The sequence below is a fragment of the Litorivivens lipolytica genome (assembly GCF_014191715.1).
GTDB classification, from domain to species: Bacteria; Pseudomonadota; Gammaproteobacteria; order Pseudomonadales; family Spongiibacteraceae; genus Litorivivens; species Litorivivens lipolytica.
This window is the reverse complement of record NZ_JACHWY010000001.1, coordinates 1,353,171-1,378,180: the sequence shown is the minus strand read 5'-3', so window position 1 is coordinate 1,378,180 and position 25,010 is coordinate 1,353,171. Positions and strand designations below refer to the sequence as shown.

Annotated in this window: 19 protein-coding genes; 10 read left to right on the top strand and 9 right to left on the bottom strand. The window is 55.7% G+C overall.

Annotated elements, in window-relative coordinates:
• Positions 1 to 25: 25 nt before the first annotated feature.
• Both FHR99_RS06300 and FHR99_RS06295 read right to left on the bottom strand, forming a co-directional pair.
• Positions 26 to 931 (bottom strand): NAD(P)H-dependent flavin oxidoreductase, encoded by a 906-nt coding sequence (locus FHR99_RS06300; protein ID WP_183409663.1) that lies wholly within the window; start codon positions 929 to 931, stop codon positions 26 to 28.
• The gene (locus tag FHR99_RS06295) at positions 928 to 2,547 is read right to left on the bottom strand and encodes a class I adenylate-forming enzyme family protein (RefSeq protein WP_183409662.1); all 1,620 of its coding nucleotides are present in this window, start codon (positions 2,545 to 2,547) and stop codon (positions 928 to 930) included. Before FHR99_RS06295 ends, FHR99_RS06300 begins: the two co-directional genes overlap by 4 nt.
• A 105-nt stretch (positions 2,548 to 2,652) precedes the next feature.
• Here FHR99_RS06295 and FHR99_RS06290 point away from each other — a divergent pair, with 105 nt between their 5' ends.
• The 9 genes from FHR99_RS06290 to FHR99_RS06250 all read left to right on the top strand — a co-directional run bounded on the left by FHR99_RS06290 (position 2,653) and on the right by FHR99_RS06250 (position 11,565).
• The gene (locus FHR99_RS06290) at positions 2,653 to 4,068 is read left to right on the top strand and encodes a carotenoid oxygenase family protein (RefSeq protein WP_183409661.1); all 1,416 of its coding nucleotides are present in this window, start codon (positions 2,653 to 2,655) and stop codon (positions 4,066 to 4,068) included.
• A 13-nt stretch (positions 4,069 to 4,081) separates the two neighbouring features.
• Complete coding sequence (locus FHR99_RS06285; RefSeq protein WP_183409660.1) at positions 4,082 to 5,233, top strand: acetyl-CoA C-acyltransferase; 1,152 nt, start codon at positions 4,082 to 4,084, stop codon at positions 5,231 to 5,233.
• Entirely contained in the window at positions 5,230 to 5,661 is a 432-nt protein-coding gene (locus FHR99_RS06280) for a lipocalin-like domain-containing protein (RefSeq protein ID WP_183409659.1), read from the top strand. Before FHR99_RS06285 ends, FHR99_RS06280 begins: the two co-directional genes overlap by 4 nt.
• The gene (locus FHR99_RS06275; RefSeq protein WP_183409658.1) at positions 5,661 to 7,328 is read left to right on the top strand and encodes an aldehyde dehydrogenase family protein; all 1,668 of its coding nucleotides are present in this window, start codon (positions 5,661 to 5,663) and stop codon (positions 7,326 to 7,328) included. Before FHR99_RS06280 ends, FHR99_RS06275 begins: the two co-directional genes overlap by 1 nt.
• Before the next feature lie 175 nt (positions 7,329 to 7,503).
• Positions 7,504 to 8,394: a winged helix-turn-helix transcriptional regulator gene (locus FHR99_RS06270; protein ID WP_183409657.1), complete on the top strand. Its 891-nt coding sequence runs from the start codon at positions 7,504 to 7,506 to the stop codon at positions 8,392 to 8,394.
• 17 nt (positions 8,395 to 8,411) lie between these two features.
• Positions 8,412 to 9,131 carry a spermidine synthase family protein gene (locus FHR99_RS06265; protein ID WP_183409656.1) on the top strand — a complete coding sequence of 240 codons (720 nt, stop codon included), beginning with the start codon at positions 8,412 to 8,414 and terminating at the stop codon, positions 9,129 to 9,131.
• A gap of 207 nt (positions 9,132 to 9,338) precedes the next feature.
• The gene (locus FHR99_RS06260; protein WP_183409655.1) at positions 9,339 to 9,545 is read left to right on the top strand and encodes a cold-shock protein; all 207 of its coding nucleotides are present in this window, start codon (positions 9,339 to 9,341) and stop codon (positions 9,543 to 9,545) included.
• A 198-nt stretch (positions 9,546 to 9,743) separates the two neighbouring features.
• Entirely contained in the window at positions 9,744 to 11,237 is a 1,494-nt protein-coding gene (locus FHR99_RS06255; protein ID WP_183409654.1) for a WS/DGAT/MGAT family O-acyltransferase, read from the top strand.
• A gap of 37 nt (positions 11,238 to 11,274) precedes the next feature.
• Entirely contained in the window at positions 11,275 to 11,565 is a 291-nt protein-coding gene (locus tag FHR99_RS06250) for a putative quinol monooxygenase (RefSeq protein WP_183409653.1), read from the top strand.
• 4 nt (positions 11,566 to 11,569) lie between these two features.
• Here FHR99_RS06250 and FHR99_RS06245 read toward each other — a convergent pair whose 3' ends face one another.
• From FHR99_RS06245 to FHR99_RS06235, 3 genes are all read right to left on the bottom strand, one after another.
• Positions 11,570 to 12,382, bottom strand: a complete 813-nt coding sequence (locus tag FHR99_RS06245; protein ID WP_183409652.1) for an MBL fold metallo-hydrolase — start codon at positions 12,380 to 12,382, stop codon at positions 11,570 to 11,572.
• Between the two features lie 111 nt (positions 12,383 to 12,493).
• A complete protein-coding gene (locus FHR99_RS06240; protein ID WP_183409651.1) occupies positions 12,494 to 13,519 on the bottom strand; it encodes an SDR family NAD(P)-dependent oxidoreductase in 1,026 nt (341 codons plus the stop codon).
• 161 nt (positions 13,520 to 13,680) lie between these two features.
• Positions 13,681 to 14,112: a SprT family zinc-dependent metalloprotease gene (locus FHR99_RS06235; protein WP_183409650.1), complete on the bottom strand. Its 432-nt coding sequence runs from the start codon at positions 14,110 to 14,112 to the stop codon at positions 13,681 to 13,683.
• Positions 14,113 to 14,314: 202 nt separating this feature from the next.
• Here FHR99_RS06235 and recQ point away from each other — a divergent pair, with 202 nt between their 5' ends.
• A complete protein-coding gene (gene recQ / locus FHR99_RS06230) occupies positions 14,315 to 16,447 on the top strand; it encodes a DNA helicase RecQ (RefSeq protein ID WP_183409649.1) in 2,133 nt (710 codons plus the stop codon).
• A 17-nt stretch (positions 16,448 to 16,464) separates the two neighbouring features.
• Here recQ and FHR99_RS06225 read toward each other — a convergent pair whose 3' ends face one another.
• The 4 genes from FHR99_RS06225 to FHR99_RS06210 form a co-directional block, all read right to left on the bottom strand.
• Positions 16,465 to 17,733: a hypothetical protein gene (locus FHR99_RS06225; RefSeq protein WP_183409648.1), complete on the bottom strand. Its 1,269-nt coding sequence runs from the start codon at positions 17,731 to 17,733 to the stop codon at positions 16,465 to 16,467.
• 151 nt (positions 17,734 to 17,884) lie between these two features.
• Positions 17,885 to 20,236, bottom strand: coding sequence for a neutral/alkaline non-lysosomal ceramidase N-terminal domain-containing protein (locus tag FHR99_RS06220; protein ID WP_183409647.1), 2,352 nt, complete (start codon positions 20,234 to 20,236; stop codon positions 17,885 to 17,887).
• A 125-nt stretch (positions 20,237 to 20,361) separates the two neighbouring features.
• Complete coding sequence (locus FHR99_RS06215) at positions 20,362 to 23,679, bottom strand: ATP-binding protein (protein WP_183409646.1); 3,318 nt, start codon at positions 23,677 to 23,679, stop codon at positions 20,362 to 20,364.
• Entirely contained in the window at positions 23,664 to 24,908 is a 1,245-nt protein-coding gene (locus tag FHR99_RS06210) for an EAL domain-containing protein (protein ID WP_183409645.1), read from the bottom strand. Before FHR99_RS06210 ends, FHR99_RS06215 begins: the two co-directional genes overlap by 16 nt.
• Positions 24,909 to 25,010 lie beyond the last annotated feature (102 nt).

Genomic DNA, 25,010 nt, shown 5'->3' with positions numbered 1-25,010 from the left:
TTATTTTCCTCCGCGACGAGGGGGGTTATTCGGCGAGTTGTAGCGTCAGCTCGTCGACAATGTCCTGAATACTTTGCAAACTGTGCACGGGGCCCACGGATTGGCCGGCGGCCCAGATATCCTTCCAGCGTTTGGCGTCCACACTGGCACTCACATTCATCTCGGCTTTTTTGGGCATGTTGTTCGGGTCGAGCCCGGCGGCCTGCAGTGAAGCGCGCAGCCAATTGGCCGCCACGCCGGTAATGGCGTCGGAGCAAATGATGTCGTCAACGGAGCTATCGATCACCATCTGTTTGTAGCCGTCTGCTGCCATACTCTCGCGGCTGGCGAGGAAGCGGGTGCCGAGATAGGCCAGATCGGCGCCGAGTGCACGTGCCGAGCGAATCCCCCGGCCAGTGGCAATGCCGCCACCCAAAATCAGTGGGCCGTCCCAGAATTCGCGCACAGCATCCACAAAGGCAAAGGGGCTCAAGGGGCCGGTGTGACCACCCGCGCCGGAGCAGATCAGCACCAGACCGTCCACACCCGCGTCGACAGCCTTGCGGGCAAAGACCGGGCTGATCACATCGGCAAATACCAGCGAGCCAGCGGCATGGGCGCGCTCGATAATATGCTTGGGACTGCCCAGCGCCGTCACAATCAGATCGGGCTGGTATTCCAGCAGCAGTTCCAGGTCCGCATCGCGCCGTTCAAAGGTCGGGTGGACAATCACATTGGCCGCCCAGGGCTTGCCGGCACAGCCTTGTTGAATGGTATCGAGCCAGTCTTTCAGTTGTTCGCTGGTGCGTGCATTTTGCGTGGGAAACGAACCCAGAATGCCGGCATTGGCGGCGGCAATGACCATGTCCGGGCCGGAGATAAGAAACATAGGCGCCTGTACAACGGGCAAGGTGAGGCGCGCGCAGAGGGCCTCAAAGCGCGAATGACTCATACGGGTGTGGTCTCCAGTTGACGCGCCAGTTCATGGCGCAGCACTTTATTGAGCGGGTTGCGGGGCAGGGTATCGATAGCGATGACCTGTTCCGGCCATTTAAAGCGCGCCAGGCCTGCCTGCTCCAGATACGCTGTGAGATCGTCAACAGTCAAAGGTTTTTGACTGACCACAAAGGCAGCAACACGCTGACCCAAATGCTCGTCGGGGTAGGGCGCGACGGCGACCTCCTGAATATCCGGGTGCCCGGTCAATAGCTGATCGATTTCCTCCGGAGAAATTTTCATCCCGCCGCGCACAATCAGATCTTTGCGGCGTCCGACAAAACGATAAAAGGCATCGTTGTCGCCGGTAATTTCAAACAGATCGCCGGTGCGGAAATACCCCTCCGCATCAAACAATTCGCGGTTGGCCTCAGCGCTGTGCCAATAGCCTTCAAATACAGTGTCGCCCTTGATGACCAGTTCGCCGGCTTTGCCCGCTTCGGTAATGGCATCGCCGCTGTCCGGGTCAATCAAACGGGTATGAAAAACCTGGGCAATGCGGTTATGCCAGGAGATGCCTGGTGCGCCAAAGCGTGGAAACAGGCTGGCTCTGGCGGTGGGGTCCGGCACGTCCTGCGCGTCGGACACCAGACAGCAACCTTCGTTGGAGCCAAACATATTCACCACATCTACCCCTAATTGTTCCTTGAAGCCGGAAATCATTGACGGGGCCAGCGGTGCGCTACCCGAGCCGATCACCCGCAGGCTGGATAAATCGCGACTGTTCAGCAAGTCAGGCGTCGCCAAAAGGAGTGAGAGCAGGGCCGGTGGCGCCACGGTATACAGGGCTTTTTCTTCCTCAATCTGCTGAAGAAAGACCGGTAGATCGAGTGGATGGTGCAGGGCCAGCTTGCCGTTTACCGACAGCCAATACACCAGAAACACGCTGATGGCCGCCATATTGACCATAGGGAAGGGGGCAACCATGGCTGCGCCCTGAGGCAGGGCGGTGGCGTCTTCGAAGGCGGGGATCATGGCTAGCCAGTGACGATGGCGGCGCGGCACGCCCTTCGGTGTGCCGGTGGTGCCAGAGGTCCAGCACAAGGTAAATAGCGCGTCCTGATCCGGCGTGGGAACGTCGTTGAGATTTGCCGTCTCGATATTCTCGCCCAGCGCCTGCCATTGACCGCTTGGGCCATCAATGCTGAAACAGAGCGAAGAGTTTGGGATCAGACCATCAAAGTGTTGCAGGAGATTGTCCTCTTTAAAGCGCTCTCCACTGACAATTGCGCGGGGGTGGGTGGCGTCAATAATCATGCGCAATTCATGCTGCTGATACTGCACCGGTACAGGCGACACAATCAGCCCCAGACGTGCGGCCGCGAGATATACCAGCGGCAGCTCAATCACATTTGGCAACTGCACCAGCACAATATCACCGGCGCGCAATCCGCTCTGATGCCATTGGGCCGCAATACGCAGTGCCGTCTGTTCCACCTCGCTAAAGCTGAGTCGCCTAGCAGGCGTGCCGCAGAGCGCCTCCCGATTGGGTGGATCGAGCAGTGCTTCCTGTTGCGGCGCGCGTTGCACCGCTTGCTGGAACAGCTGCCAGAGTGTGGTCGCCTCGGCCATGGTGGTCTCCCTGCTTGACAGGTGTTATCTGAGTTCTACAATGAAATCCTACGCTTGCATTACAGAACCTGTCAATACAACTGCAGCAATGCACTGGAGAATGCCATGAGCGCGGTCAAGCCACTCCCCGAGTTGAATAAGAAAAACCCCTACCTGCACGGGCTCTACGCGCCAGTTGCGGAAGAGAAAACCCGTCTGGAATTAAAGGTGACCGGGGAAATTCCGAAGGATTTATGCGGTAGTTATTTGCGCAATGGTCCCAACCCCCTGCACACCCCCATGGGGATGCACCACTGGTTTGACGGCGACGGCATGATGCATGGGGTGTATCTGGAAAACGGCAAGGCCGAATACCGCAATCGCTATGTGCGCTCGCAGGATTTTATTGACGATGCCAACGGGCAGTGCGTTGTTGCGGGCGTGATGGAGCCGGCGACGAGAAAGCGCGAACCCAAGGTGTATAAAGATACGGCCAATACCGACGTCATCCTTCATAACGGTGAGCTGATGGCGCTTTGGTATATCAGTGGCAATCCGGTGCGACTGGATCCGAGAACACTGGATACCCTGCGAGAGGAAGATTTCGGCGGCAAATTGCCGCGCCATGTGTCCGCGCATTCCAAGACAGATCCGCGCAACGGTGAATTTCTGTTCTTTGACTACGCCTTGTACGAGCCGTGGATGAGTTGCGGCGTGGTGAATGCGGATAACAAGCTTACCGGTTTTCAGACCATCGACCTGCCCGGACCGCGCCTGCCCCACGACATGGCCTTTACCGAGAATTATTTCGTACTTCACGACCTGCCGGTAGTCTTTACCGAGCAAGCCTTGAAGCAGCGCCAGTGGTCGATTGAAATAGCGCAGCAGCCAACCCGCTTTGGTGTGGTGCCGCGCAACTGTAGTGGCAAGGTCACCTGGTTTGAAACCGATCCCTGCTACATTTATCACGTGATCAACGCCTGGGAGGAGGGCGATGAGATCGTCATGCTCGGCTGCAAGATGGTCCCGAACCCCCATGTAAATGGCGCAGCTTTTGGTCCCTATCGCGCCATGGTGGAAGTGTTGGCCCTAAATGCTGTTCCCAGTGAATGGCGGATGAATCTGAAAACCGGTAAATGCACCACACGTGATCTAGATGATGCGATTGGTGAGTTCCCCAGTATTAATCTCGATAGTAGCGGCCAGAAAAACCGCTACGCCTATGTGCAGGCCATCGCGCCGACAGATACCCTCAAGTTTGAAGGCTTTTATCGCTACGATTTCGATACTGGAACAAAAAGCGAATATTTTTATGAAGCCGGGATGTGTGGTTCCGAAGTCGCTTTCGCACCTCGAATCGGTGCAACAGAAGAAGACGATGGCTATGTGGTTGGCCTCTGCAGCCACGAAGGCACGGGTGAATCAGAGTTTCGTATCTGGGATGCGCGCGCGATAGAGAAAGGTCCGCTGGCACGGGTTCACCTGCCGGATCGAGTCCCTGCGGGTTTCCATGCGACCTGGGCCGATGCACGCGACTGGTAAGAGGGGGAAATAAATGGACGCCTATATTCTGGGTTGCCTGCGCACGCCACGGACCAAAGCGCGTGAAAACGGAAGTCTGACTGCACTTTCACCGGCTGAGCTGGTGGCTGGCCTTACTCGCGAATTCAAACAGCCGCTGGAGTCCACCGGTGCCCTGATGCTGGGGTGTGTCGGGCAGGTTGGAGCGCAAGGCGGTAACCTTGCCTTGCAGAGCAAGCTGCACGCGCGTTTGCCTGAACATTGCACCGCCATGACCCTGAATCATTTTTGTGCCTCTGGCCTGAGCAGCATTGGCTTGGCAGCGAATGCCGTTGCGCTCGGTCAATATCGGCAGGTTATTGCCGGCGGCGTGGAGTGCATGTCTCAGGTTCCTTTTATGGCGGACAAAGCGCACTACTATCAGGACCCCTCGCTGCCGGTGGACGAGCGCTACATTCCTGTGGCCCTGTCGGCGGATATTCTTGCAACTAAGGAGGGGGTCAGTTGTGAGGAATTGAACGCTGCAACCCTGCGCTCACATCAGCGTGCAGCGCAGTCTGAGCCTTATCAGGCTTCTCTCAAACCGGTGCGAGACAATGGCCGGGTATTGGCAGAACGCGATGAATGTATTCGCGCCGAGACGACACTTGAATCCCTGTCGGCTATGCCGCCCGGATTCGAAGCCATGGCAAAACCCTTCGCCGAGATTCTGCAGGAGCGCCGCATTGAATACCGACACAGCATTGCCAATGCACCGCCCATGGTCGATGGCGCCGCTCTGGGTTTGATTGCCGGGGTAGCCCACAAATCACAGGCGCGAGCTCGCATTCTGGGTTGGCTCGACAGTGCGGCCAGTGCCGCCGATTCATTAACGGGCGGTATGGCTGCCATGGAGGCCTTGCTGCAACAGCAGGGCCTGACGCTGAAGGATATTGATCGCATCGAATTTATGGAGGCCTTTGCTGTGGCGCCGGTGCTGTTTGAACGTCGCTATGGCGTTGATCCGGAGAAGGTGAATGTCAGTGGTGGCCATCTGGCCAAGGGCCACCCGATGGGCGCTACCGGAGCGGTATTACTGTCGACCTTGTGTGATGTTCTCGAACAGGATGGCGGCACATTGGGACTGGTGGTTGCCACGGGTGCGGGCGGCGTGGGTTCAGCGATGCTGGTGGAGCGCATGCAATGATACGGATAGATCATTCGATCGTCGGTGGCTGGGAGCTGCTTTCCTGGACGATCACGCTCGGTGAAAAAACAAGCTACCCCTTTGGTGAGCAGCCTGCGGGTCGTATTCTCTATACAAGCGATGGCCAGATGAGTGCGACCATTGCCCGATCAGGCCGTTCACTATTGTCTCATCCGGTTCCGGCCAAAGCGCCCGAGCGCGAAAAGCTCGCGGCCTTCGACAGTTATTTTTCCTACGGCGGCGCGTTTTACATTGACGGCGACGAGGTTGTCCATCGCGTTGAACTTTCGCTAAATCCGAATTTTGTCGGCAGTGAACAGCGTCGGCGTATGACCTTCGACGGAGTTTTTCTAACGCTCTCTGCCGACGAAGACACAGAAAGAGGTATGAAGCATCATGCAATTCGCTGGAAAAAAGTGGGGCACTGATGGACTTGTTTAAAAAACACGAACAGCGTTTTACTGCGGCGCGAAAAGCCTGCAAAGAGCGTTTTCACTGGTCGCCTTTTCCGGAAGCCGCAACGTTGATGCCGGATCATGAAGCACGGTCAGCGCAAGCCGATCAAGAATTTACCGGGCTGTGTAACCAGCCGTTTAATCTGTCGCAACCGGGAATCATTGATCAGGTCGGCGATGAAATCTCGCCCTACACCCGCGAGCCGCTGGGTATTCACTACCCGCGCTGTGAACCCGATGCGCTGTTTTCAGCGGCAGAAGCGGCACTGCCTGCCTGGGCGCGGCTTTGCCCGGAGCAACGCATTGGTCTGTTGATGGACGTGATCGATGCGCTGGAATCCAAAGTCTTTCTGATGGCCCGTGCGGTGATGCATACCGCTGGGCAAAGCCCGAATATGAGTTTTACCGGTAGCGGGGTCAATGCCCTCGACCGCGCGATAGAGGCTTTGGTCTACGCTTACGAAGCCATGCGCTTTACACCCGACACAGCGCACTGGGAGCGTCAGTTTGGTAAAGCCACGATCAGTTTGGATAAAACCTATCGTCTTGTGCCGCGTGGTGTTGCGGTGTGTTTTACCTGTGCCAGTTTTCCCACCTGGAATGCCTGGCCGTCGATGATGGCAAGCCTCGCTACCGGTAATCCGGTGATCGTCAAACCGCATCCAGGTTCTGTTCTGCCGATGGCGATTAGTGTGGAGTGTTTTCGCGAGGTGCTGGCGGCCAACGGCCAGGATCCGAATCTGGTAACCCTGCAACTGGATACCCGCAATGCGCCGCTGGGCAAGATTCTGGTTAAACATCCCAAAACCGCGATTGTGGATTTTACGGGCAGTGCCCGCTTTGGCAGTTGGGTTGAGCAGAATGCCCATCCGGCGTTGTGCTTTACCGAAACGGCCGGGGTGAATACCGTGGTACTGGATTCCTGCAGGGATCTGGATGCGGTGATTCGATCTCTGGCGACCACCTTGTGTATGTTTTCGGCACAGATGTGCACCAGCCCCCAAAATATCTACCTCCCCAAACAAGGGGTAAAAGAAGGGGATAACTGGGTGCCCGCCAGCGAAGTGCGGCAACGCTTGGCGGATGCGGTTCATGCCATCGCGGATAATCCGCGCAAAGCGGCGATGATTCTGGCAACGATACAATCACCGGAAACAGAATCGCTGCTAGATGATCTGGCCGGTCAGGCAGAAGTCCTGTTACCTAGCAACGCCTATCCTCACCCGGACTACCCCAATGCCCGTACCCGCACACCTTTGATGCTCAGCGTCTGTACCGCGCAGCGGGATCTTTATCTCGGTGAGCGTTTTGGCCCAGTATCCTTTGTTATTGAATGTGAAAGCGCCGAGGATGCCTTGCAGCAGGCGACAAGGGATGTTCGTGAGGCTGGAGGCTTGACCGCCTTTCTCTACTCGGAGAATGAGCGCTTTATCGAACAGGCCGAGCTTGCCTATGCCCGCGCCGGTGCCCAGTTAACCATCAATCTGACGGGGCCAATGCCCTTAAACTTTGCGGCCGCCTACAGTGATTTTCATGTCACGGGCTTGAACCCGGCGGGAAACGCCTCGCTGACCGAGCTGGGCTTTGTGGCGCAGCGTTTTCGTATTAGTCAAAGTCGTCGGCCAAGTGGTGGTTGCTAAGATGCCGTCATTGCGAGCGCAGCGAAGAAAACTCGCCATGAGCGGGAGATTGCTTCGCTTTGCTCGCAATGACGGGGGCGCGGCTGGTGGCCAGTACTGTGCGGCTGAGCAGTGTTAGAATGCGTCTATGAATTCATCTAACACTCAGGGCCTTCCCGTTTCCACAGATCAGCCCATGGCCAACCCACTGCTGTATGCTCGCGCCATAAGTCGGGCATTAGCCGTTGTCGGCGATCGCAGCTCTTTACTGCTGACCTATTGGGTTTTTCTCGGGCGCTTTCGTTTTACCGAACTGGTGAAATGTACGGGGCTTTCAAAAAGTCTGGTCAGCAATCGGCTGAAGCGGCTTATCGGCCAGGGCGTTATAGAGCGCCGGGATGTCGGCGGAGCGAATGAGTTTCATCTAACGGAGATGGGGAAAGATCTCTACGATGTAGCGTTGGCGATCATATACTGGGATAAGCGCTGGCACTTTACCGAAGGCTGTGTAACGCATCATTTGAAGCATGCGGGTTGCGGAAAGGAATTCAGTCCTGTCCCGAGTTGCGCGAGTTGTCTTCAGGCTTTCGACGCAAGAGCTTGCGACTGGCACTACGGTCCGGGTGAGCCAGATAGTTCACTCGCGAGTGACATGCCTTCACGGCGTTCGCGCATTGCGGCCTCCGCGTTGAACGTGGAGCACCCCATTATGGATAGAACGCTGGAGATTCTGGGTGACCGCTGGACAGCGTTGACCATTGCGGCGGCCTTCTATCGTGTGCGTAGCTTTGGCGGCTTCCAGCAGGCATTGGGTATTGCCAGTAATATCCTCAGTGACCGGCTTTCGCGTTTAACTGAGCTCGGCATTTTTACCCGCAATGGGGCAGGGCGTGCCGAGTACCGGCTGACGGAAGAGGGGCTTTCTCTGTTTCCGGTGATCGTCACCTTGATGCGTTGGGGGGATCGCTGGTTTTGCGAGGCTCCGGCCCTGGTCTTGAGCCATCGTGCCTGTCAGAACCCGCTTGTTAGCACTATGCTGTGTGACCAGTGCGGGAGCTCACTTGGCTTCGGCGATTTCTATTATTAGTTTGGGAGCTTTTTCCCGTGTCATTACTGTTTGAAGAAATTGATAGTCAGACCTCTCCGCTGGGTGAAATTTCCTTGCGCCGTCGAAGAATTCCAGCGTTTGGTGATCGTGATATTTACGAGGTGAAACTCGGTGAAGAGTTTCTGATGTCCAGTATGTTTGTAGACGCGGAAGAGGCGTTGGCAGACTTGGGGCTGGACGCCGTCAGTGGAGATGGGCTTTCGGTCATTGTCGGAGGGCTTGGGCTCGGTTATACCGCAGTGGCGGCACTGAAAAACGAGCGGGTGAATGAATTGCTGGTGGTCGATGCCATCGAAACGGTTATTGAATGGCATCGCGACGAAAAAGTACCGCTGGGCAAGGTCTTGAATCAGGATTCACGCTGTCGCTATGTGAAGGACAGTTTTTTCGATTTAGCCGTTGATCCGCAGCGCGGTTTTGATCCGGATCAGGCCGGGCGAAAGTTCGACGCGATACTGCTCGATATCGACCACTCGCCCACAGAGTACCTGAATGCCTCAAACGCCGGTTTTTATACTTCGGAAAACCTGGCGCTGATGGCAAGCCAGATCAAGCCGGGCGGGGTCTTTGCTATGTGGTCTCAGAATTTACCCGAGCCCAAATTTGAAGATTTGTTGAAGCAAGTCTTCCCGCAAGTAGATGCGCATATTGTCCGTTTTTACAATCCGTTACAGAACTGTGAGTCTACGAACAGCGTGTATGTTTGCTCGGTATAATCTGCAGGATTCCTGCATAAAAGGTTTGACACGGCGTAAGCTTGCCGTTATGGTAAGCGCAGCTTGAAAGAAAGACTATTATTTATACACTCCGTTACGTCGCATCTTCGCAGTTCTTCGTCCTGTAGTTTTTAAATCTCAGCCTGATTTTCCGCTATTCACGCCTGATGAAGGCACATTTCTATTTGATCTACAGGATATTCTGTTATGTCTAAAGTAACTGGCACCGTAAAATGGTTTAACGAAACTAAAGGCTTTGGCTTTCTGGAGCAGCAAGGTGGTCCCGATGTCTTCGCCCACTTCAGTGCGATTCAAAGCTCTGGCTTTAAAACTCTGGTAGAAGGCCAGGCTGTTGAATTCAGCGTTACTCAAGGTCCGAAAGGCCCCCAAGCCGAAAACATCGTCGCTATCTAATAGCGTACGCGGTTTGTGACAAAGGCAGGCTTTTATAGCCTGCCTTTTTTGTATCCGTCTTATACCCATGCCGAGTGGCGCGATACAGCGCTTGCCCGCAACTATTTCCCGTAGCTCATCGTTTTTGCCTACAATGCTGTCAGTGCTTGTTTAATAAGAGTGCCGTCTTTCCGCGCATAACATCAGGCAGAGGTTAGAATGAAAAAACTCAGTATGGTCGATAAAGGCTTTCTTCTGGCAGAGAGCCGAGAGATGCCCATGCATGTTGGGGGCGTAAGCCTTTTTACCCTGCCTGATGGCGTGGATGAGCAGGCCTTCCTGCACGATCTGGCTCATACCATCCGCGATACCGATACCCTTCTCCCGCCCTTCGGTGATCGCCTGCGGCTTGGCCGAGCTGGATTGATGGGGAATGCGCAGTGGGAACCAGACCCCGCGCTGGACATGGAATACCACGTTCGCCACTCTGCGCTGCCCAAGCCCGGTCGCTATCGCGAGCTGTTTACGCTAGTGTCGCGGTTGCATGGTACCTTGCTGGAGCGCAGCCGTCCCTTGTGGGAAATGCATCTGATTGAAGGCCTGCAGAACCGGCAGTTTGCGGTGTATACAAAAACCCACCATGCGGCAGTAGACGGTGCCCGTTCGGTGCATATATCCCGCAGCATGTTATCGCCCGATCCGAATTACGAGCTGGAAGATTCGCCGCTGTCGCTGGAATCCTGGCGCCGTTACAAAGATGCACTGCAGATTGGGCAGCCCGGCCTGCCGACCGAAGAAGAATTACGCAATGTCGCCGATCGTCTCAAGTCGACATTCGACAGTAGTACGAACTTGCTTCGCGCCTTGAGAGGTTTTACTCAGGCCTGGACAGGCCGCGGTGGTGATCTGGTGCTCCCCCATTTGCGTGTGCCCGGCAGTGTGCTGAACAGCCGTGTGGACGGTGCCCGCCGGTTTGTGGCTCAGTCGTGGCCCTTTGCCCGTATTCACGCCTTGGGTAAGGCCTTTGGTGGAACCTTTAATGACGCGGTGTTGGGAATGTGCGCGGGCGCGCTGAGAACCTATTTGAGCAACCACGCGGAGCTTCCCGATAAAGGCCTGAAAGCCATGGTGCCGGTTTCCCTGCGCCAAAAAGGCGATGTCGATTCCGGTAATGCGGTGGCCGCTATCAGTGCCGATTTATCAACGCATATCGCTGATCCGGCTGAACGAATGCGCGCGGTGATGGCTTCGGTGCAGGCTGGCAAAGCGTTTTACCAAGGTATGTCGCCGAAGGAAGTGGAGCTGGTCAGCATGTTGATGCAATCGCCTTCTGCCTTGTTAATGCCGCTCGGTTTGATACCTCGCTTGCCCCCCTACAATGTTGCGATCTCCAATGTGCCGGGAATCCGGGAAACCATGTACTGGAACGGTGCCAGGATGGACGGTTCTTATCCCTTGTCGATTGTCACTGATGGCATGGCGATGAATATTACCTTGGTCACCTATGGCGAGAATGTGGATTTCGGCATAATCGCCTGCCGACGTTCCCTGCCACAGGTGCAGCGCATCATCGACTATATGGAAGATGCGCTGTGTGAATTGGAGATGGCCGCGGGATTTGAAGCAGGTAACACCAGCCCTGCCGGGAAGCCAAAGGCAACCAAGCGCGTTAAAGCGGCTTCAAAAAAGGCGAAAACTGGCGCTAAAACGTAAGGGTTTTAGTTGTCGCATGGCTATTAGAGGGAACCGTATGATCATCGTTCACGGCTGTGCCGTTGTTCCTGAAGCAAAGCTTGAAGAGGCCTTGCGCCTCAGTCGCGAGCATGTTGCCCGCTCACGCGCGGAACCGGGTTGTCTCGAGCACGGCGTCTATCTGGATCCGGATGTTGCTGGTCGTCTGCTATTTGTAGAGAAATGGGCCAGTGAAGCCGCGTTAAAACAGCATTTCGCGGTTCCCGAATCCATTGCCTTTGTTGAGGCCATCAGTGCAATCGCGAGCGAGTCACCTTCGCTTTCGATGTTTAGCGCCAGCGAACTCTAAAGGTCTAGTTGTGCAGGCAGGCTCGCACCAGATTGCCTTTACTCATGGCGAAGCCTGAAAACCACGATACGATATCTTCTCGCCCCAGCAGCTTCCGGGTAATGGCTTTTTCAGACCAACCCAACTGGTGAAGGTGATTGACCTCTTGCTGCAGGCCACTCAGGTGATCCAGTTTTTTCTGCAGGGCCTGTTTGCCTTCCTTGATCATGCCCTGATGGGCGCAGAAGAGGGTGTCGAAGTCCAGCGCGACGGCAGCTTTCAGACTGGCAATCTGCTCGCTGACACTTTCCTCTCTAAAGGCATAGCGAACCTTGCTCGAGACATACAGGTCACCGGAAAACAGCCAGCCTTCGTTGGGCTCAAAGAGGGTGGTCATGTCGTCGGAATGGCCGGGCATATGCAGAGCCTTGAGTTGCTGGCCAGTGTTGGTTTCTATGGTTTCCGGGAAGGTGCTGGCCTCAGAAAACGTGATATCACCAAAGATCAGTTTGCTGAACAGGTTCAGGTCGTAGCCGCTTGCCAGTTTGTCGTGGTTGCTGGTGTGGCTGTGCACAAGGGCATTAAAGCAATCCTGTACATGACCACAATTGCCGCTGTGGTCTTCGTGATAGTGGGTTAGCAGTGCCCGCCGGACACCCCGTTCATCAAGAAAACGTTTGACCGTTTTCCATTCCTTGGTTGGGCCTGTATCGATGATGGTGTCACCCAGTCGATAAACAATACAGGTGGTGTTGATGCGGTAGTTGCCAGCTGGCCCGGTGCGTCCGACCCGAATACCTTCAACTTGCGGATGATTAATTTTATGAATTAAGGGCATAGCCGACTTGGTTTCTACATTCAACGTTCGCGAAACTTTAGCACAGGCTGCCGAAGGGCCGGGAGGCAAAGGCGGTCAGGTGATGTGCGTAAAGTAAATGATGAGCTAGGGTTACAGCGCCAGTTTTCCGAGGTGTTTTTGCTTTATATGCCCAGCGCGTTGCAGCGAGCGTAGACTGTCTGCGAGGGTCTCCCGGTGGTCGCGAAAAGTCAGGCCGAGCAGTTGCTCGTACTTGCTGTCATCGGTTCGCACCCACCGCGTCGCGTACTGCATCCCTTCAGAGGTGATCGGAATATCGGCGCCCGTCAAAGCGACAACGCCGTCGCCAGCAACTCCCATCGCGCGCAGCAGGGGGCCGGGAATAGGAGCGTAGGGCACCCGTCTGCCGGTCAGATCGTAGAGCGTATTGATCAGCTCCTTCCACGGATAGTAGTGGCCGCCCAAGGGAATCCGTTCCGGTTGTTTGATCTTCTCAATAATGGCGACACATGCTGTGGCGATGTCCCGTACATCCACAAACTGATTGCCGCTGCTGGTAACGACACCCATGCGGGAGCAAAAAATCCGTAGCGCGTTCATGGGTTCAGACAGCCCGGGGTCGTGGGGGCCGATAATACTGGCCGGATACAGGATGGAGACCGGGTACCCTGCGTCCTGTAAGCCGCGCACGTACCGTTCGCATTCGGCTTTTGAATGGCCGTAGGCTGACTCTGAACCGGCCGGGGGTTCTTCTCCGGTGAGTATGGGATGATCCGGAGCGTAAATAGCCGCCACGCTAGAAATGTGAATCAGATGTTTCAGTCCGAGCTCGCAGCCCTGACCAATGACGTTGCGAGTACCGCCAACGTTGGTGCTGATGACCTTGTCGGCATCCTTTTTCTTTGTCGAGACGAACGCGGCGGTATGGATGACCCCGTCACAGTCTTTCAAGGCCTTTGCGACCAGCTCCGCATCTGTCACATCGCCGACAACGATATCGGTAAACGGTGCGGTAGATGCGATGTCGTGCAGTGCCAGAATTTGTTCCAGTTTACTTGGGTTGCGTAGTAGCAAGCGCACGTCATGGCCTGCTTCACGCAGTGCCAATGCCGCGTGTGAACCGACAAAGCCGGTGGCACCTGTGACAAGAATGCGCATGGTTTACCTAGTCTGAATTGGATGTCTGAGTAGTCTACCTGAACTTTGCGGCAGGATTAATCTGTCAGCAGCGGGGCTACAAAAAATTGGCCGCCCCTCGATGAAAGTTTTACAAGTTGTGAGACTGCCTGCGTCAGAAAGCCGGCAGTCTGAAGGTAGATTTATTGCTTGATTGAGACAAAAGGCATGACACCATGCCCGTGATTGTTGTGACCTGCCGCTTTGTAACGGGTCTTATTGGGCGTTTCACCGAGTGATCTTACAATTTTGCCCCACGAGATGAAGCTTTCCAGGTCGCCGTAGCGCTCCTGATTAATCAGGTGTGCGATTTCATTGGCTACCGAGGCACTGACAAATTCTTCAGTGTGATTCAGCTCGGCTAGGATGCGATTGATTGAAATGTGGTTCTTTTCGACGTCGGCCAATGCCACCGCGTTTGCACTTCGAAGGCTGAAGTCGTAGGTTGGCCGCTCATTAGGATAATTAAGGTTTACCCGCGCATTTTCGTGCATGGTCAAAATTGTTTCAGCCCAATGAGATTCCATCTCAAGCGAAACTGGTTTGGTGTAGCTGGGGGGCGATATATATTGCATATAATGTGCGCCTCTCTGGCACTGTGGCAACTCTTCGGTCGAGCAGAATGCTATTTCTTCTGTTGCCTATCTCAAACATAACACGTTTGAATTGCAGGTACGATGAGAGTTTCCTCGGCAGCGGGGAATATGTCTCAATCCTGCAGCGTTTCCATGGGCGCCTAAATTCGAGACAATAGCCCCTTTTATCCAGGGACGATTGATGTTGTTTTCCTCTCAAAACGCGACCGGCCCGGCACAGGACGTGCTGCGCAGCGTTTTCGGCTATGAACAGTTCCGACACCAGCAGCAGGCCATTGTCGATCAGGTGATTGGCGGTGGCGACGCCTTGGTGCTGATGCCCACGGGCGGTGGTAAATCCCTGTGTTATCAGGTGCCTGCACTGGTCCGTGAGGGCACGGCGGTGGTGGTTTCGCCATTGATTGCCTTGATGCGCGATCAGGTTCAGGCACTCCAGCAGAACGGGGTACGTGCGGAATACCTTAATTCCTCACTGGATGCGGACGAAGCCTTCAGGGTGGAATCCCTGTTCCGACAGGGTGATCTCGATCTGATCTATGTTGCGCCCGAGCGGCTGGTGACACCCCGCATGCTGGGGCTGATGGAGCAGACCCCCATTTCCCTGTTTGCCATCGATGAGGCTCACTGCGTTTCCCAGTGGGGCCATGACTTCCGACCGGAGTACCAACAGCTCTGTATTTTGCACGAGCGCTTTCCAGCGGTGCCGCGAATTGCGCTGACGGCTACCGCCGATTTGCCCACGCGTCGAGAGATCATTGAACGGCTCAATCTCCATGACGCTGAAGTCTTCAATAGCGGTTTTGACCGCCCCAATATCCGCTATCACATCAGCGAGAATCAGGGGAATGCCCGCGAACAGTTGAAGCGTTTTATTCTCAATAACCACGAGGGCGAGGCGGGCATTGTCTACTGCCTGTCGCGCAAGCGGGTAGAAGAGACGGCTGAGTGGCTGACCAGGCAGGGTTTTACCGCTTTGCCCTACCACGCGGGTCTCAGCTCGGATATTCGGCAGGACAATCAGGAACGCTTTCTGCGGGACGACGGCGTAATTATCGTGGCAACGATCGCCTTCGGTATGGGGATCGACAAGCCTGACGTTCGCTTCGTGGCGCATTTGAATCTGCCAAAGAGTATCGAGGCCTACTATCAGGAAACGGGGCGTGCAGGTCGTGACGGCTTGCCCAGTGACGCCTGGATGGCCTACGGCCTGCAGGATGTTATCACCCTGCGCCAGATGCAGGAGCAGAGCACTGCCGAGGAAGCGCGCAAACGGGTGGAACGTCACAAGCTCGATGCGATGCTGGGCCTGTGTGAAACCCACGCCTGTCGTCGGCAAGTGCTGCTGCGCTATTTCGACGAGGAGCTGGATGAACCCTGTGGTAACTGTGATAACTGTCTGACCCCGCCGCAAACCTGGGATGCCACAGTCGCAGCCCAGAAAGCCTTATCCTGCGTATACCGCACTGGCCAGCGTTTCGGGGTGAATTACGTGGTGGACGTGCTGCGCGGTGCGAACAGTGGTCAGGTGTTCGAGCGTATTCAGAGTTTTGGTCATGACCGCCTCTCAACCTATGGCATTGGCAGTGAGTTGAATCAGGGCGAATGGCGAACACTCTTTCGCCAGTTAATGGCGGTCGGTTTACTGGGGGTGGACTATGAAGGGCACGGCAGTGTTTTTCTGACCGACGCCGCGCGGCCCGTTTTGCGCGGAGAGCAAACGCTGACTCTGCGTAAAATGCCTAAGCCGGAAAAACAGAAAACCCACAAAACCTCTTCGGCCTTTACCGGCGGCAACAGCAAACTGTGGGAGGCCCTGCGCGCTCACCGCAAATCGTTGGCCGATGAGCAGGGCGTGCCTGCCTACCAGATTTTTCATGACGCCACGCTGGCAGACATGGTTGAACGAGCGCCGAAAACACTGGAGCAATTTGGTCGCATCAGCGGTGTAGGAGCTCGCAAACTCGATGCTTACGGGGAAGGCTTTCTTGAGGTAATTGCCGAGTTTGCCGAAGAGCCTGCGATCAGCAATACAGTGGAAGAAACCATCGTGCTTAGCTGCGAAGGTTTAAGCCCGCTGGAAATTGCCCATCGCCGGGATCTGACGATTGGCACCGTTTACCGTCATCTGGCCCAGGGTATTGCCCGAGGCGAGCTGGAGCTGGAAGATGTGCTGACGCTGGATGCGTCAGAACTGGAAAGTTTGAGAAATGCCATGGCCCTGCAGGATGGGCCCTCACTCAAACCGGTTTTTGAAATGTTCGACGGCGAGTATGACTATGGCGTACTTGGCTGCGTGCGCGCCAGTTTGGGCTGATTGTCTGAAGGCGGCAATCAATCCGCTGTCGGACGCAGGCTATCGTAGCTTTTGTACGTACTGAGTACTACGCCATCGCGGAAGGTAACCGCGTGCAAGCGGTAGCCAACCTCCAGCTTTTCAGCCTTTTTTTCCAGCGCTTTTAGAAGGTCCGGGTAGTCCCGGTCCAGCCCGTAAAACACTTCGAAGCTGGCTCTGCCGCCCGGTGGCAGCAGCCGGTCGACCGCTTCCCAGGCAAAATATTTGCTGGCATAAACGTTCCGGGTTTCAACGCCGTAGACAAACATCTCACCTGAAAATGACTGGATACTTTGGGGATTCTGATTGCTCAGGTTGGCTTTGATCAGCAGTTGTCCGAGGCTGAAACGATGCACACCGGCGATGCGCTCCTGATAGGTGAAATTGCCCAATACCTCGGTCAATTCCTGTGCAATGGCCTGATTGACTTCAATGAGTCGGCCCTGCTCGTGATCGTGAATGGCTTTCAGCACGTCGCTGGCATTCAGCCAGCGTTGAACCTGCCAGTTGCCCTCAGTGTTGCCCATGCCCAGTTTAAGGGTGTAGCTCTGATCGAGGTCTTCACGGACAACGGTGAGCTGTGCGGTAGTCTGCTCTCCGTTCTTTACAACGACCGGATTAAGATTTTCCGGCGTGGGCAGGCCGAGCAGTGTCAGCAGGCGTGAGGTAGAGCTGTCCGTAGCTAAAGGCTTACCGTTCAGGGCGGCCTGAATGAACTGGCGCTCTTCTTTCACCCAGGTGTCTCGGTCGCGGGAGCGAAGGGTATCGCGGGTCAGCGCTTGCGCGAGCAGTGCAGGGTAAAGGTCTTCGGCCAGTGCTTCAAAATCCACTGATTGCTCGAACAGTTCGGGCGAACCTTGCTGCAGGGCGACGCTGGCGTCTTCCAGTGCCGACTCAGGGCCGGGTCGCAGCATCAACACGGTGAGTAGGACCAAAAGCGCTGCCACAACGCAGCCAATGCTTATCATAAGTGGTCGGGGCGGTATGCTGGTGGCGCTTTCTGCCTTGGTGGCCAGGGGCTTGTCTACGGCGATATTACTCAGGTCGGGGCCGCCCAGCACGATGGCTTCTGCACCGGTCTTTTCGTAGATGACGACGGCATATTGCTGGGCGGTGGATTCATCGACGTCTTTTTTAACCACCAGATCACCGCGCTCAAGCCGGGCAGCGAGTTTGCGCGGCGAAGTGTTCAGCAACCCGGCCAGTCGCTGGATGACAGCAGGCGGGTATTCCTGGGCAACAATGGCAACGTTAAAGGACTCAGTCACGGTCGATCCAGCTCACAAAAAGACGGCGGGATGATATCACAGCGCCAATCTGGCGCTGTGTGAGCGTTCACAGGCATTTTTCACTGTGCAATCGTGTGGGTTTTCCACGGTTGCGTGCTGCTGCCTGCCGGTTACGCATCCTTAAAGTGTATCAGGGGCACTCCGCCACGGGGCCGCTGATCACAAAGGTCTCGGTGATGGCTTCATAGGAGCTTGCTTCCGCAGACAGCACACGAGAGGCGCCCTCGACCCGAATTCGATAGGTTCCGGCGGCTGCATTCCGGGGGATATTCCAGATCACCAGCGCAGTGCCACCAGAACTGGTTAGCGGGCGCTCCAGTGCCAGCGGGGGCTGTACCAGCGCTTCCCACTCGTAGATCAGTTCCGGCGAGCGGTCTTCTACCACGGTTTGCCAGCTGCCATCGGCTTGCATGCGCTCGACGGTGACATAGCTCTGCTGGATACGCAGATCGTTACCGGGGTGGCCCACTACAAACCGGGTTTGCAGAATATCGCCGGCCGATACGATTGAGGGTGGCTGCAGCGTCACCTTGCCGGGGTCGCCTTCATGGTGGGGCGACTCCGTCGGGCCAGCCACCAGTGTAAGATCCGCGCGTTCGCCGGTTGCTGGCGCATCGGGCTGGGCATCGCCATTGACCATGGCGCGCGCCAGTCGCAGGGATTCCTGAGCGACCGCCGCCTGTGTCCAGGGGCCGTAAAGGGTGGAGGCGCCTTCGTATTGCTGTGAGGCGTATTCCTCGCGCGTGGTCAGGTAGTGCACGTAGTTATTAACCAGGCCCGCAATCACGAGATTATCAATGCCTTCGGCCGCCAGTTCTTCCAAAAGCAGGGAGCGGATTCGGCGCGCGGCCATGGTGGTAACTTCCCAGGGCAGGCCCAAAAGAGCGAAATTCCCTACCCGGAACAGCTGGAATGGCAGATCTTTGTCGCCGCGAGGTAGCAACACCGGTTTTTCTGCCTGACAGCTAAAGTTGTGACCTGGAATATTATGGGCGTTACACATCACCGCCGCCGACAGCACCTGACCGGGGATGGTTTCCTTGGGCCAGCCACCGGGGAAGCCCTCCAGGGGCTGGCCCTCGAGCGTTTGGATATCGGCCAGCGCCGCATTCAGCACATCGGGGTCGTCGCTACAGGTGTAGCCTTCCTTGGTGGGGCCGGGGCCGTCTTCTGCGCCGGCACCAAAAGATACGCCGAGAATACCGTCGCAGGTGCGTATTTCTTCGTCATCAGAGTGGTTCAGGCTTTTGAGCACGGTCTGGTCAGTAACAGTAATGTCCGTGATGGGAACGGTGGCAAAGCGAAAATCCACCGGGCCGGTAATTGCGCTGCCTGTGCCAAACAGTTCCAAGGCCTTGGCCAGTTGTTTGACGCCAGAGATGGCATTGGCATCCAGATCATTCTCTCCGCCGCCGCGTTGTTTACTGGGGTAGGGAAAGTCTTCGATGGCGATATTGGGTGAGGCGTCGCCCTCATCGGCTTGGGCAAAGGCGGCTACATAGGTGCCGGTAGAAGGGTCAGCCCGATAGTCGGTCCCCATCAGCTCTTCAAAACCTAATGAGGCGTAGCCTTTTACATCGCCACTGACATATTTTTCGGCCGGACCAATCACCGTGGGGTGAACGCCGAACCAGTTGATCAGCCCAACTGGCTGACCACCACGACTCAGCTCCAGCTGCACCATGCGCTTATTCACCTGGGTTTCGTTGCCCGCCGTGTTGGTAAACAGGGCGCGCTCGTCGGCCGGATTCAGGGCGTAGGCGGGTTTGGAGCGATTGATATTGGTATTCAGCAATTCTCCCGCAGATAGGCGAATACTGGCTGGCTCGGGGTTAGCTTCCAGATTCAGATGCGCATTACGGATCGCCTGATAAGTCCCGCCCGCGATAACCTGCAGACCATTGCCCTGTTCGTTTAGCCCAATGCCTGGGTCGGAATGGGTATGGGTCACCGACAGCATCACGTTATTGCCGTTGTAGTGGGGCGAAAGCTCCGGGTCGGCGGCAATCTCAGCGAGAATGGCATCGCGCAGGGTTGCGCTCATCAGGCCGGTATCCAGAGATACAAACAGTATCCGCTTGCCGTTGCAGGGCGAGGCAATGACAAAGGCGCGCGAGTAAACGCGGGTGTGAAGGGCGCTAAAGACCTGCTGCGGATTTACCCAGGCGAGACTCGCGGTATCGGCTATGGTGGCGGTAATGTCGTAAATGCCGGTGCCAACTTGAAAGCGCTGGTTGTCGGCGCATTCACTGGCGGGCTGAAGTGGGGTGTCGACGGTGACTTCCAGAGGGCCAGGGGCATCGGGGGTGCTGCTGACGACCAAGCGGCGCGGATCATTGATCACGCATTGTGCGACTGCAGATTCCTTGACGCGTTCGGCCGGGCTGGGGGCATTGACGGTTGCGGGCGGGGTACTGCTGCTGTCGCCTTTACAGCCGCTCAGTACCAGTGCCACTGACATCAGAATCAGGGCTGGTTTCATTGGGTAATACCTATATCTCGTCTGCCCGCACACGAGGTGAGGCGATGTAATCAGTGAGTAGATACTACCTTAGCCGGCCACTGCTGTCCCATCGTCCAGCCCGATGATCTGGCGACCAGAGAAGATCAGGATGCCAAGGGGATATCGGCAAGGTGACAGTCGATCGCCGTGCATAGGCGGGAGAATTCCTCACAGATTTCTGCCCCGATGACGCCGGTTTGATCCGAGTCCTGTGCGCGGGAGGCTTTTTCCAGCTGCTTACAGAGATCGCTCATTGTCTCTCCTCCCACCATGCTCGAGCTGCCTTTCAGCTTGTGGGCGAGGGATGCCACCTGATCCAGCTTTCCGGTCTCAATCACATGGCACAATTCATCGAGCTGAACCCTGGCGGTGCTCTGAAAATTGCTCAGTGTGGTTCTTACCAACCGCGGATCGTCCGAAATCACCGAGTGCAACTGCTCTACCTTAAAGGTTTTAGCCCATGAGTCGGACTCAAGGCCAGGCGCTGCCGTTTCTGCTGGGTTCGCGTCGTGGTTGATCCAGCGTTGCAGCTCTCGACCTAGCGTATCGAGCTGTATGGGTTTAGTCAGGTAAGCGTCGAATCCGCGCGCGGCGGCGTTATTCGATACGCCGCGGATAGCATTGGCCGATAACACGATCACAGGGGTTCGCGCTTGCGCGTTTTGCTTCTCGTGCTCCCGAATCTGGCCAAGTAGTTCCATCCCATCAAGTTCGGGCATATGGAGATCGGTTAGCACCAGATGATAGCGATTACGTTTGAACAGTTCCGCGGCTTCGCGGCCGTTGCCGGCGATATCGGCTTGGATATTCAGCAATTTGAGTTGCTGCCGAATGACGTATTGGTTTGTCTTGTCGTCTTCAGCAACCAGAATTTTTACTTCATGGTCGAGGGTGTGCAACTCGGCACTTTGCCAACCAGACCGGTGGGGGCTTGAGTTGGTATCGAAGTCAGTGATGCCAGCGCTGATCTTGAGTGCCCGCACAAGCTCCCGATAACTGAGGAAGGGGCTATTCAGGGTGAGATGCCCGCTGCTGTGTTGGCTTACTGAATGTTTGTCTGCGAGTAGGATGTCGAGTCGCACCTCATCAGAGGTGTCAGTCGCAGCAATTGTGATACTCGCTTCTATTTCACCCTCAGGTTCAATATCGTCTCGTGTTGCCGTAATGCGAGCGCCGCTCAAGCGAAGGTACCCGTCCAACTTGCGCAGCAGCCAGGGATTAGCGCTGTTGATTTCGCAATCTACACCGGCTAGTTCAAAGCAGGGTATCTTGCCGGGCGCTTTGTCACAGGGCATGGTCAAGGTTACGCAAGTACCCTGACCCACAACGCTTTGCAGGGCGATCTCTCCGCCCATCAAGGTAGCAAGGCGTTTGGTGATGGCAAGCCCAAGACCGCTTCCACCAAATTTTCGCGTGGTTGACGATTCTGCCTGCGTGAAGGAGTTGAAAAGTCGCGGAATAACCTCTTCTGGAATGCCGATGCCATTGTCTTCAATACTGATGTCGACGTGCCCTGGCTGAGAGGTGCTAGGCCGGGCGTAAATGCCGACCAGTCCGGGGCGACCGGCTTTACGGCCCGAAAATTTGACGGCATTGCCAATGAGATTATAAAAAATTTGCTGCAAGCGAGTGCTGTCTCCCAACATCATGTGGGGCAAAACAGGGTCGACGAAGGGGGACAGCAAAACGTTGTTGTCTTTGGCCAGTGGCAACAGCAGCGTGCACACGTTTTCAAGCAATACGCGTAGATCAACCGGCGACTGCTCCAGCTCCATCTTGCCCGCTTCAATTTTCGAGAAATCGAGAACGTCATCGATCAGGCGCAATAGCACAAAAGATGATTGCCGAATGGTCTCCAGTGCATCCTGCTGTGATTCCGAGAGACCTTCACTGGCGAGTACATCCAGCATGCCTACAACACCGTTCATGGGCGTGCGGATTTCGTGGCTCATGGTGGCAAGGAATGCGCTCTTCGCCCTCGAGGCCGCTTGCGCCGATTGCGTTGCCTGTTCGAGCTCTTCATTGAGTACTTTCAGCTGACGGGTACGGCTTTCCACGCGGTTCTCGAGCAGAGAGCGTTCCTGCTTGATCAGTACGTTGGCACCGCGTAATTCGCGAGCGGCTTTCTCCAGCGCGAGTCGAGATTCCCGCTCTTCGGTCACGTCGCGCATGGTGGCCACCGCGCCGATCTGCTTACCCTGTTTGTCGAAAATAGGGCCACCGCTGGCCAGTATGTGCCTTGTGGGCTCGCCTGTTCGCGCTATGGCCATGCCGGCATTGGTGACGCGTTCGCCATTGAAGGCTCGGATTAGCGGGATCTGTTCAGGCTGGAGCGGGGTTAAACCATCTGCGTCGAAAAGACTGTAATAATTGGCCCATTCGTCAGAGGGCACGTTGCGTGGGTCCATGCCGTGCCAGTCGCGTGCGGTTTTGTTAAAGAGAATCAGCTCGCCCTTTTCATTGCAGGCAACCACACCTTCAGACATGGACTCCAGCAGAAGGCGGTTTAATTCCTGCTGGTGAGTCAGTTCGCGAGTACGTACATCGATATCTTCCTCTAACAGCGCATTAGCGACGGCGAGCTCCGCGGAGAGTTTTCGCTCGTGAGAAATATCGCGTGACACAGAAAGCAGATAGTCGGGCTGATCGCCACCGCAAATGGGGTAAACAGTCACCTCCCACCATTTGGGTTCTCCGGCCATGGTCGCGGTATACCCGGTAAAGCGATGGCTGCGACCATTGACGCCTTCTTCAACGGCGCGGCAGGCATTTTCTCTGTCTTCATCTCGTGACCAAAAATCCGGCCAATACTGTCCGCGAATCAGCTCGAAATCTTTTACCGCCATCAACTCCTGACCGTTCGAATTCATGTCTAACAGGCAGCCCTCTCGGTCAAGAATCTTAACGCAGTCGATGTTGCTGTTGATGAGACTCTCGATCAACGATTGGCTACTGCCGATGGCTTCACGGGCGCTGACCAGTACCGACATATCCAGCGCAATACCGCTCAAGCTATTCGCAGTATTGTCCAGTTCATAGTAAACACTGATATGACGATTGTGGTCGTCGATCGTTAGGTGGCCGCGCTGAGTCGCTTCGGATGCGCCATTTTCTCGCACCTGACCTATCGCCGATTCGATTTGTTCTGCCACCTTCGTGCTCAGCGATTCCTCCAGCCATTGCTGGAAATCATTCGTGGTGGTCGTGGAGGCATCGTTGGAGAGGGACTCCAGGGTGAGCCGTTGGCTTTCCAAGTCCAGATACCAGCGATAGGCCTGACCGTGGGTATCCGCGTAATCAATGTCTGCAATCGCCTGCTTGGTTAAGGCGCCAGCAAATATGTCTTTAGCTACCCCGGCAGTCCGCGGCTTTTCTGCGTTTGCACGGTGACTGGCAACCCAGTGCTTCAGGCGGCGGTACATCGGTTACCCCTTGCCAACTGTGTCATAAACGCATTGACGTCGACGGGCTTGGCCACAAAATAACCCTGTACATGATCACAACCCAGCTCTCTGAGCAGCTCCAGCTCTTCGCCGTGCTCGACACCTTCCGCGACGGATCGCATGCCGAGTTTTTGGGCCATATTGATACTGAACTCGACAATGGCTCGGCTTTCGTTTTTCTCCAGCATGGTGGAGACAAAACTTCGATCGATTTTCAGTTCGGTAAAGGCAATGCGGCCGAGTTGCTCCATGCTGGCAAACCCGGTGCCGAAATCGTCGATAGAGAGTCCAAAGCCGCGCAGCCTCAGTCGCGCAAGATTTTCGAGTGCGGGGGCTAGGTCCTGCATTGCCGCCGTTTCTGTTACCTCAAAAACCACGTTGTCGGTCGCTATTCCGGCGTCGGTTACAATCTCTGTAAGTCGGTCGGCGAAGGAAAGATCGTGGAGCGAATTCGGTGACAGATTTACCGCAATAGACATCTTGTGGCCTTGCTCCAGCCACTCTTGTTGTTTAGCGACTGCCTGCCGAAGCAGTGAGAATGTCAGTGCATCGATATACTGGCCCTGTTCGAGTACAGGGATAAAGCTGAAGGGCGCCTGCAAACCCAGGGTTGGGTGTAGCCATCGTGCAAGAGCCTCAGCGCCGACAATCGTATTGGACGACAAATCTAACTTGGCCTGAAAGTGAGGTTGAATCTGGTGGCTCTCCAGTGCCGCAACTATCTCTGTTTCCGTAAAGGCCTTCTGTTGGGCATAACGGGGTGCATCACTATTGGTCTCGGTTAGCGAAAGCTCTTTCAGTATCTTGCTAATCTGATCTCGGGAAAGGGGTTTTTGAAAGGTGCCGATGGTGGTGATGCCATAGGCTCGGCACATCGTGTCCACACTGCTTAGCATGCTCGTATCGCTGGAGCTCAGCAAAGCCAGATTAGGTGCAACTTCACGGGTTCCAAGGTGTCTCGCGAACTCCATACCGTCCATTTTTGGCATGTCGAGGTCGCAGAGGATCAGTGAGATACAGTGGCCATACCGGTCTACATGCTCAAGGGCTTCTATGCCGTTGCAGGCTTCGAGGATGTCAACATTGAGTGAGCTGAACTGGGTTTTCAGTACCTGCCGCTGGAAATCATCATCTTCGACTAGCAAGATAGACTTTTGCCGGCTAGTGGACTGCACACCTGTAAGCGTTCCTTTCAGAAGATTTGTCACAACTATTTCCCCGAGTCGACATCGACAGCCTGTGAAGTGAATACGCTCCTAGCTACATTGCCGGATGATAAGTACTTTCCACAGTAAGCGAACAATCAGTCA

Excerpts from the sequence above, each read along its gene's own strand:
- FHR99_RS06275 (WP_183409658.1), top strand. The coding sequence starts at position 5,661 with ATGGACTTGTTTAAAAAACACGAACAGCGTTTTACTGCGGCGCGAAAA.
- FHR99_RS06215 (WP_183409646.1), bottom strand. The coding sequence starts at position 23,679 with ATGTACCGCCGCCTGAAGCACTGGGTTGCCAGTCACCGTGCAAACGCA.
- FHR99_RS06250 (WP_183409653.1), top strand. The coding sequence starts at position 11,275 with ATGATCATCGTTCACGGCTGTGCCGTTGTTCCTGAAGCAAAGCTTGAA.
- FHR99_RS06280 (WP_183409659.1), top strand. The coding sequence starts at position 5,230 with ATGATACGGATAGATCATTCGATCGTCGGTGGCTGGGAGCTGCTTTCC.
- FHR99_RS06300 (WP_183409663.1), bottom strand. The coding sequence starts at position 931 with ATGAGTCATTCGCGCTTTGAGGCCCTCTGCGCGCGCCTCACCTTGCCC.
- FHR99_RS06220 (WP_183409647.1), bottom strand. The coding sequence starts at position 20,236 with ATGAAACCAGCCCTGATTCTGATGTCAGTGGCACTGGTACTGAGCGGC.
- FHR99_RS06295 (WP_183409662.1), bottom strand. The coding sequence starts at position 2,547 with ATGGCCGAGGCGACCACACTCTGGCAGCTGTTCCAGCAAGCGGTGCAA.
- FHR99_RS06290 (WP_183409661.1), top strand. The coding sequence starts at position 2,653 with ATGAGCGCGGTCAAGCCACTCCCCGAGTTGAATAAGAAAAACCCCTAC.
- FHR99_RS06285 (WP_183409660.1), top strand. The coding sequence starts at position 4,082 with ATGGACGCCTATATTCTGGGTTGCCTGCGCACGCCACGGACCAAAGCG.
- FHR99_RS06270 (WP_183409657.1), top strand. The coding sequence starts at position 7,504 with ATGGCCAACCCACTGCTGTATGCTCGCGCCATAAGTCGGGCATTAGCC.
- FHR99_RS06235 (WP_183409650.1), bottom strand. The coding sequence starts at position 14,112 with ATGCAATATATATCGCCCCCCAGCTACACCAAACCAGTTTCGCTTGAG.
- FHR99_RS06255 (WP_183409654.1), top strand. The coding sequence starts at position 9,744 with ATGAAAAAACTCAGTATGGTCGATAAAGGCTTTCTTCTGGCAGAGAGC.
- FHR99_RS06245 (WP_183409652.1), bottom strand. The coding sequence starts at position 12,382 with ATGCCCTTAATTCATAAAATTAATCATCCGCAAGTTGAAGGTATTCGG.
- FHR99_RS06260 (WP_183409655.1), top strand. The coding sequence starts at position 9,339 with ATGTCTAAAGTAACTGGCACCGTAAAATGGTTTAACGAAACTAAAGGC.
- FHR99_RS06240 (WP_183409651.1), bottom strand. The coding sequence starts at position 13,519 with ATGCGCATTCTTGTCACAGGTGCCACCGGCTTTGTCGGTTCACACGCG.
- recQ (WP_183409649.1), top strand. The coding sequence starts at position 14,315 with ATGTTGTTTTCCTCTCAAAACGCGACCGGCCCGGCACAGGACGTGCTG.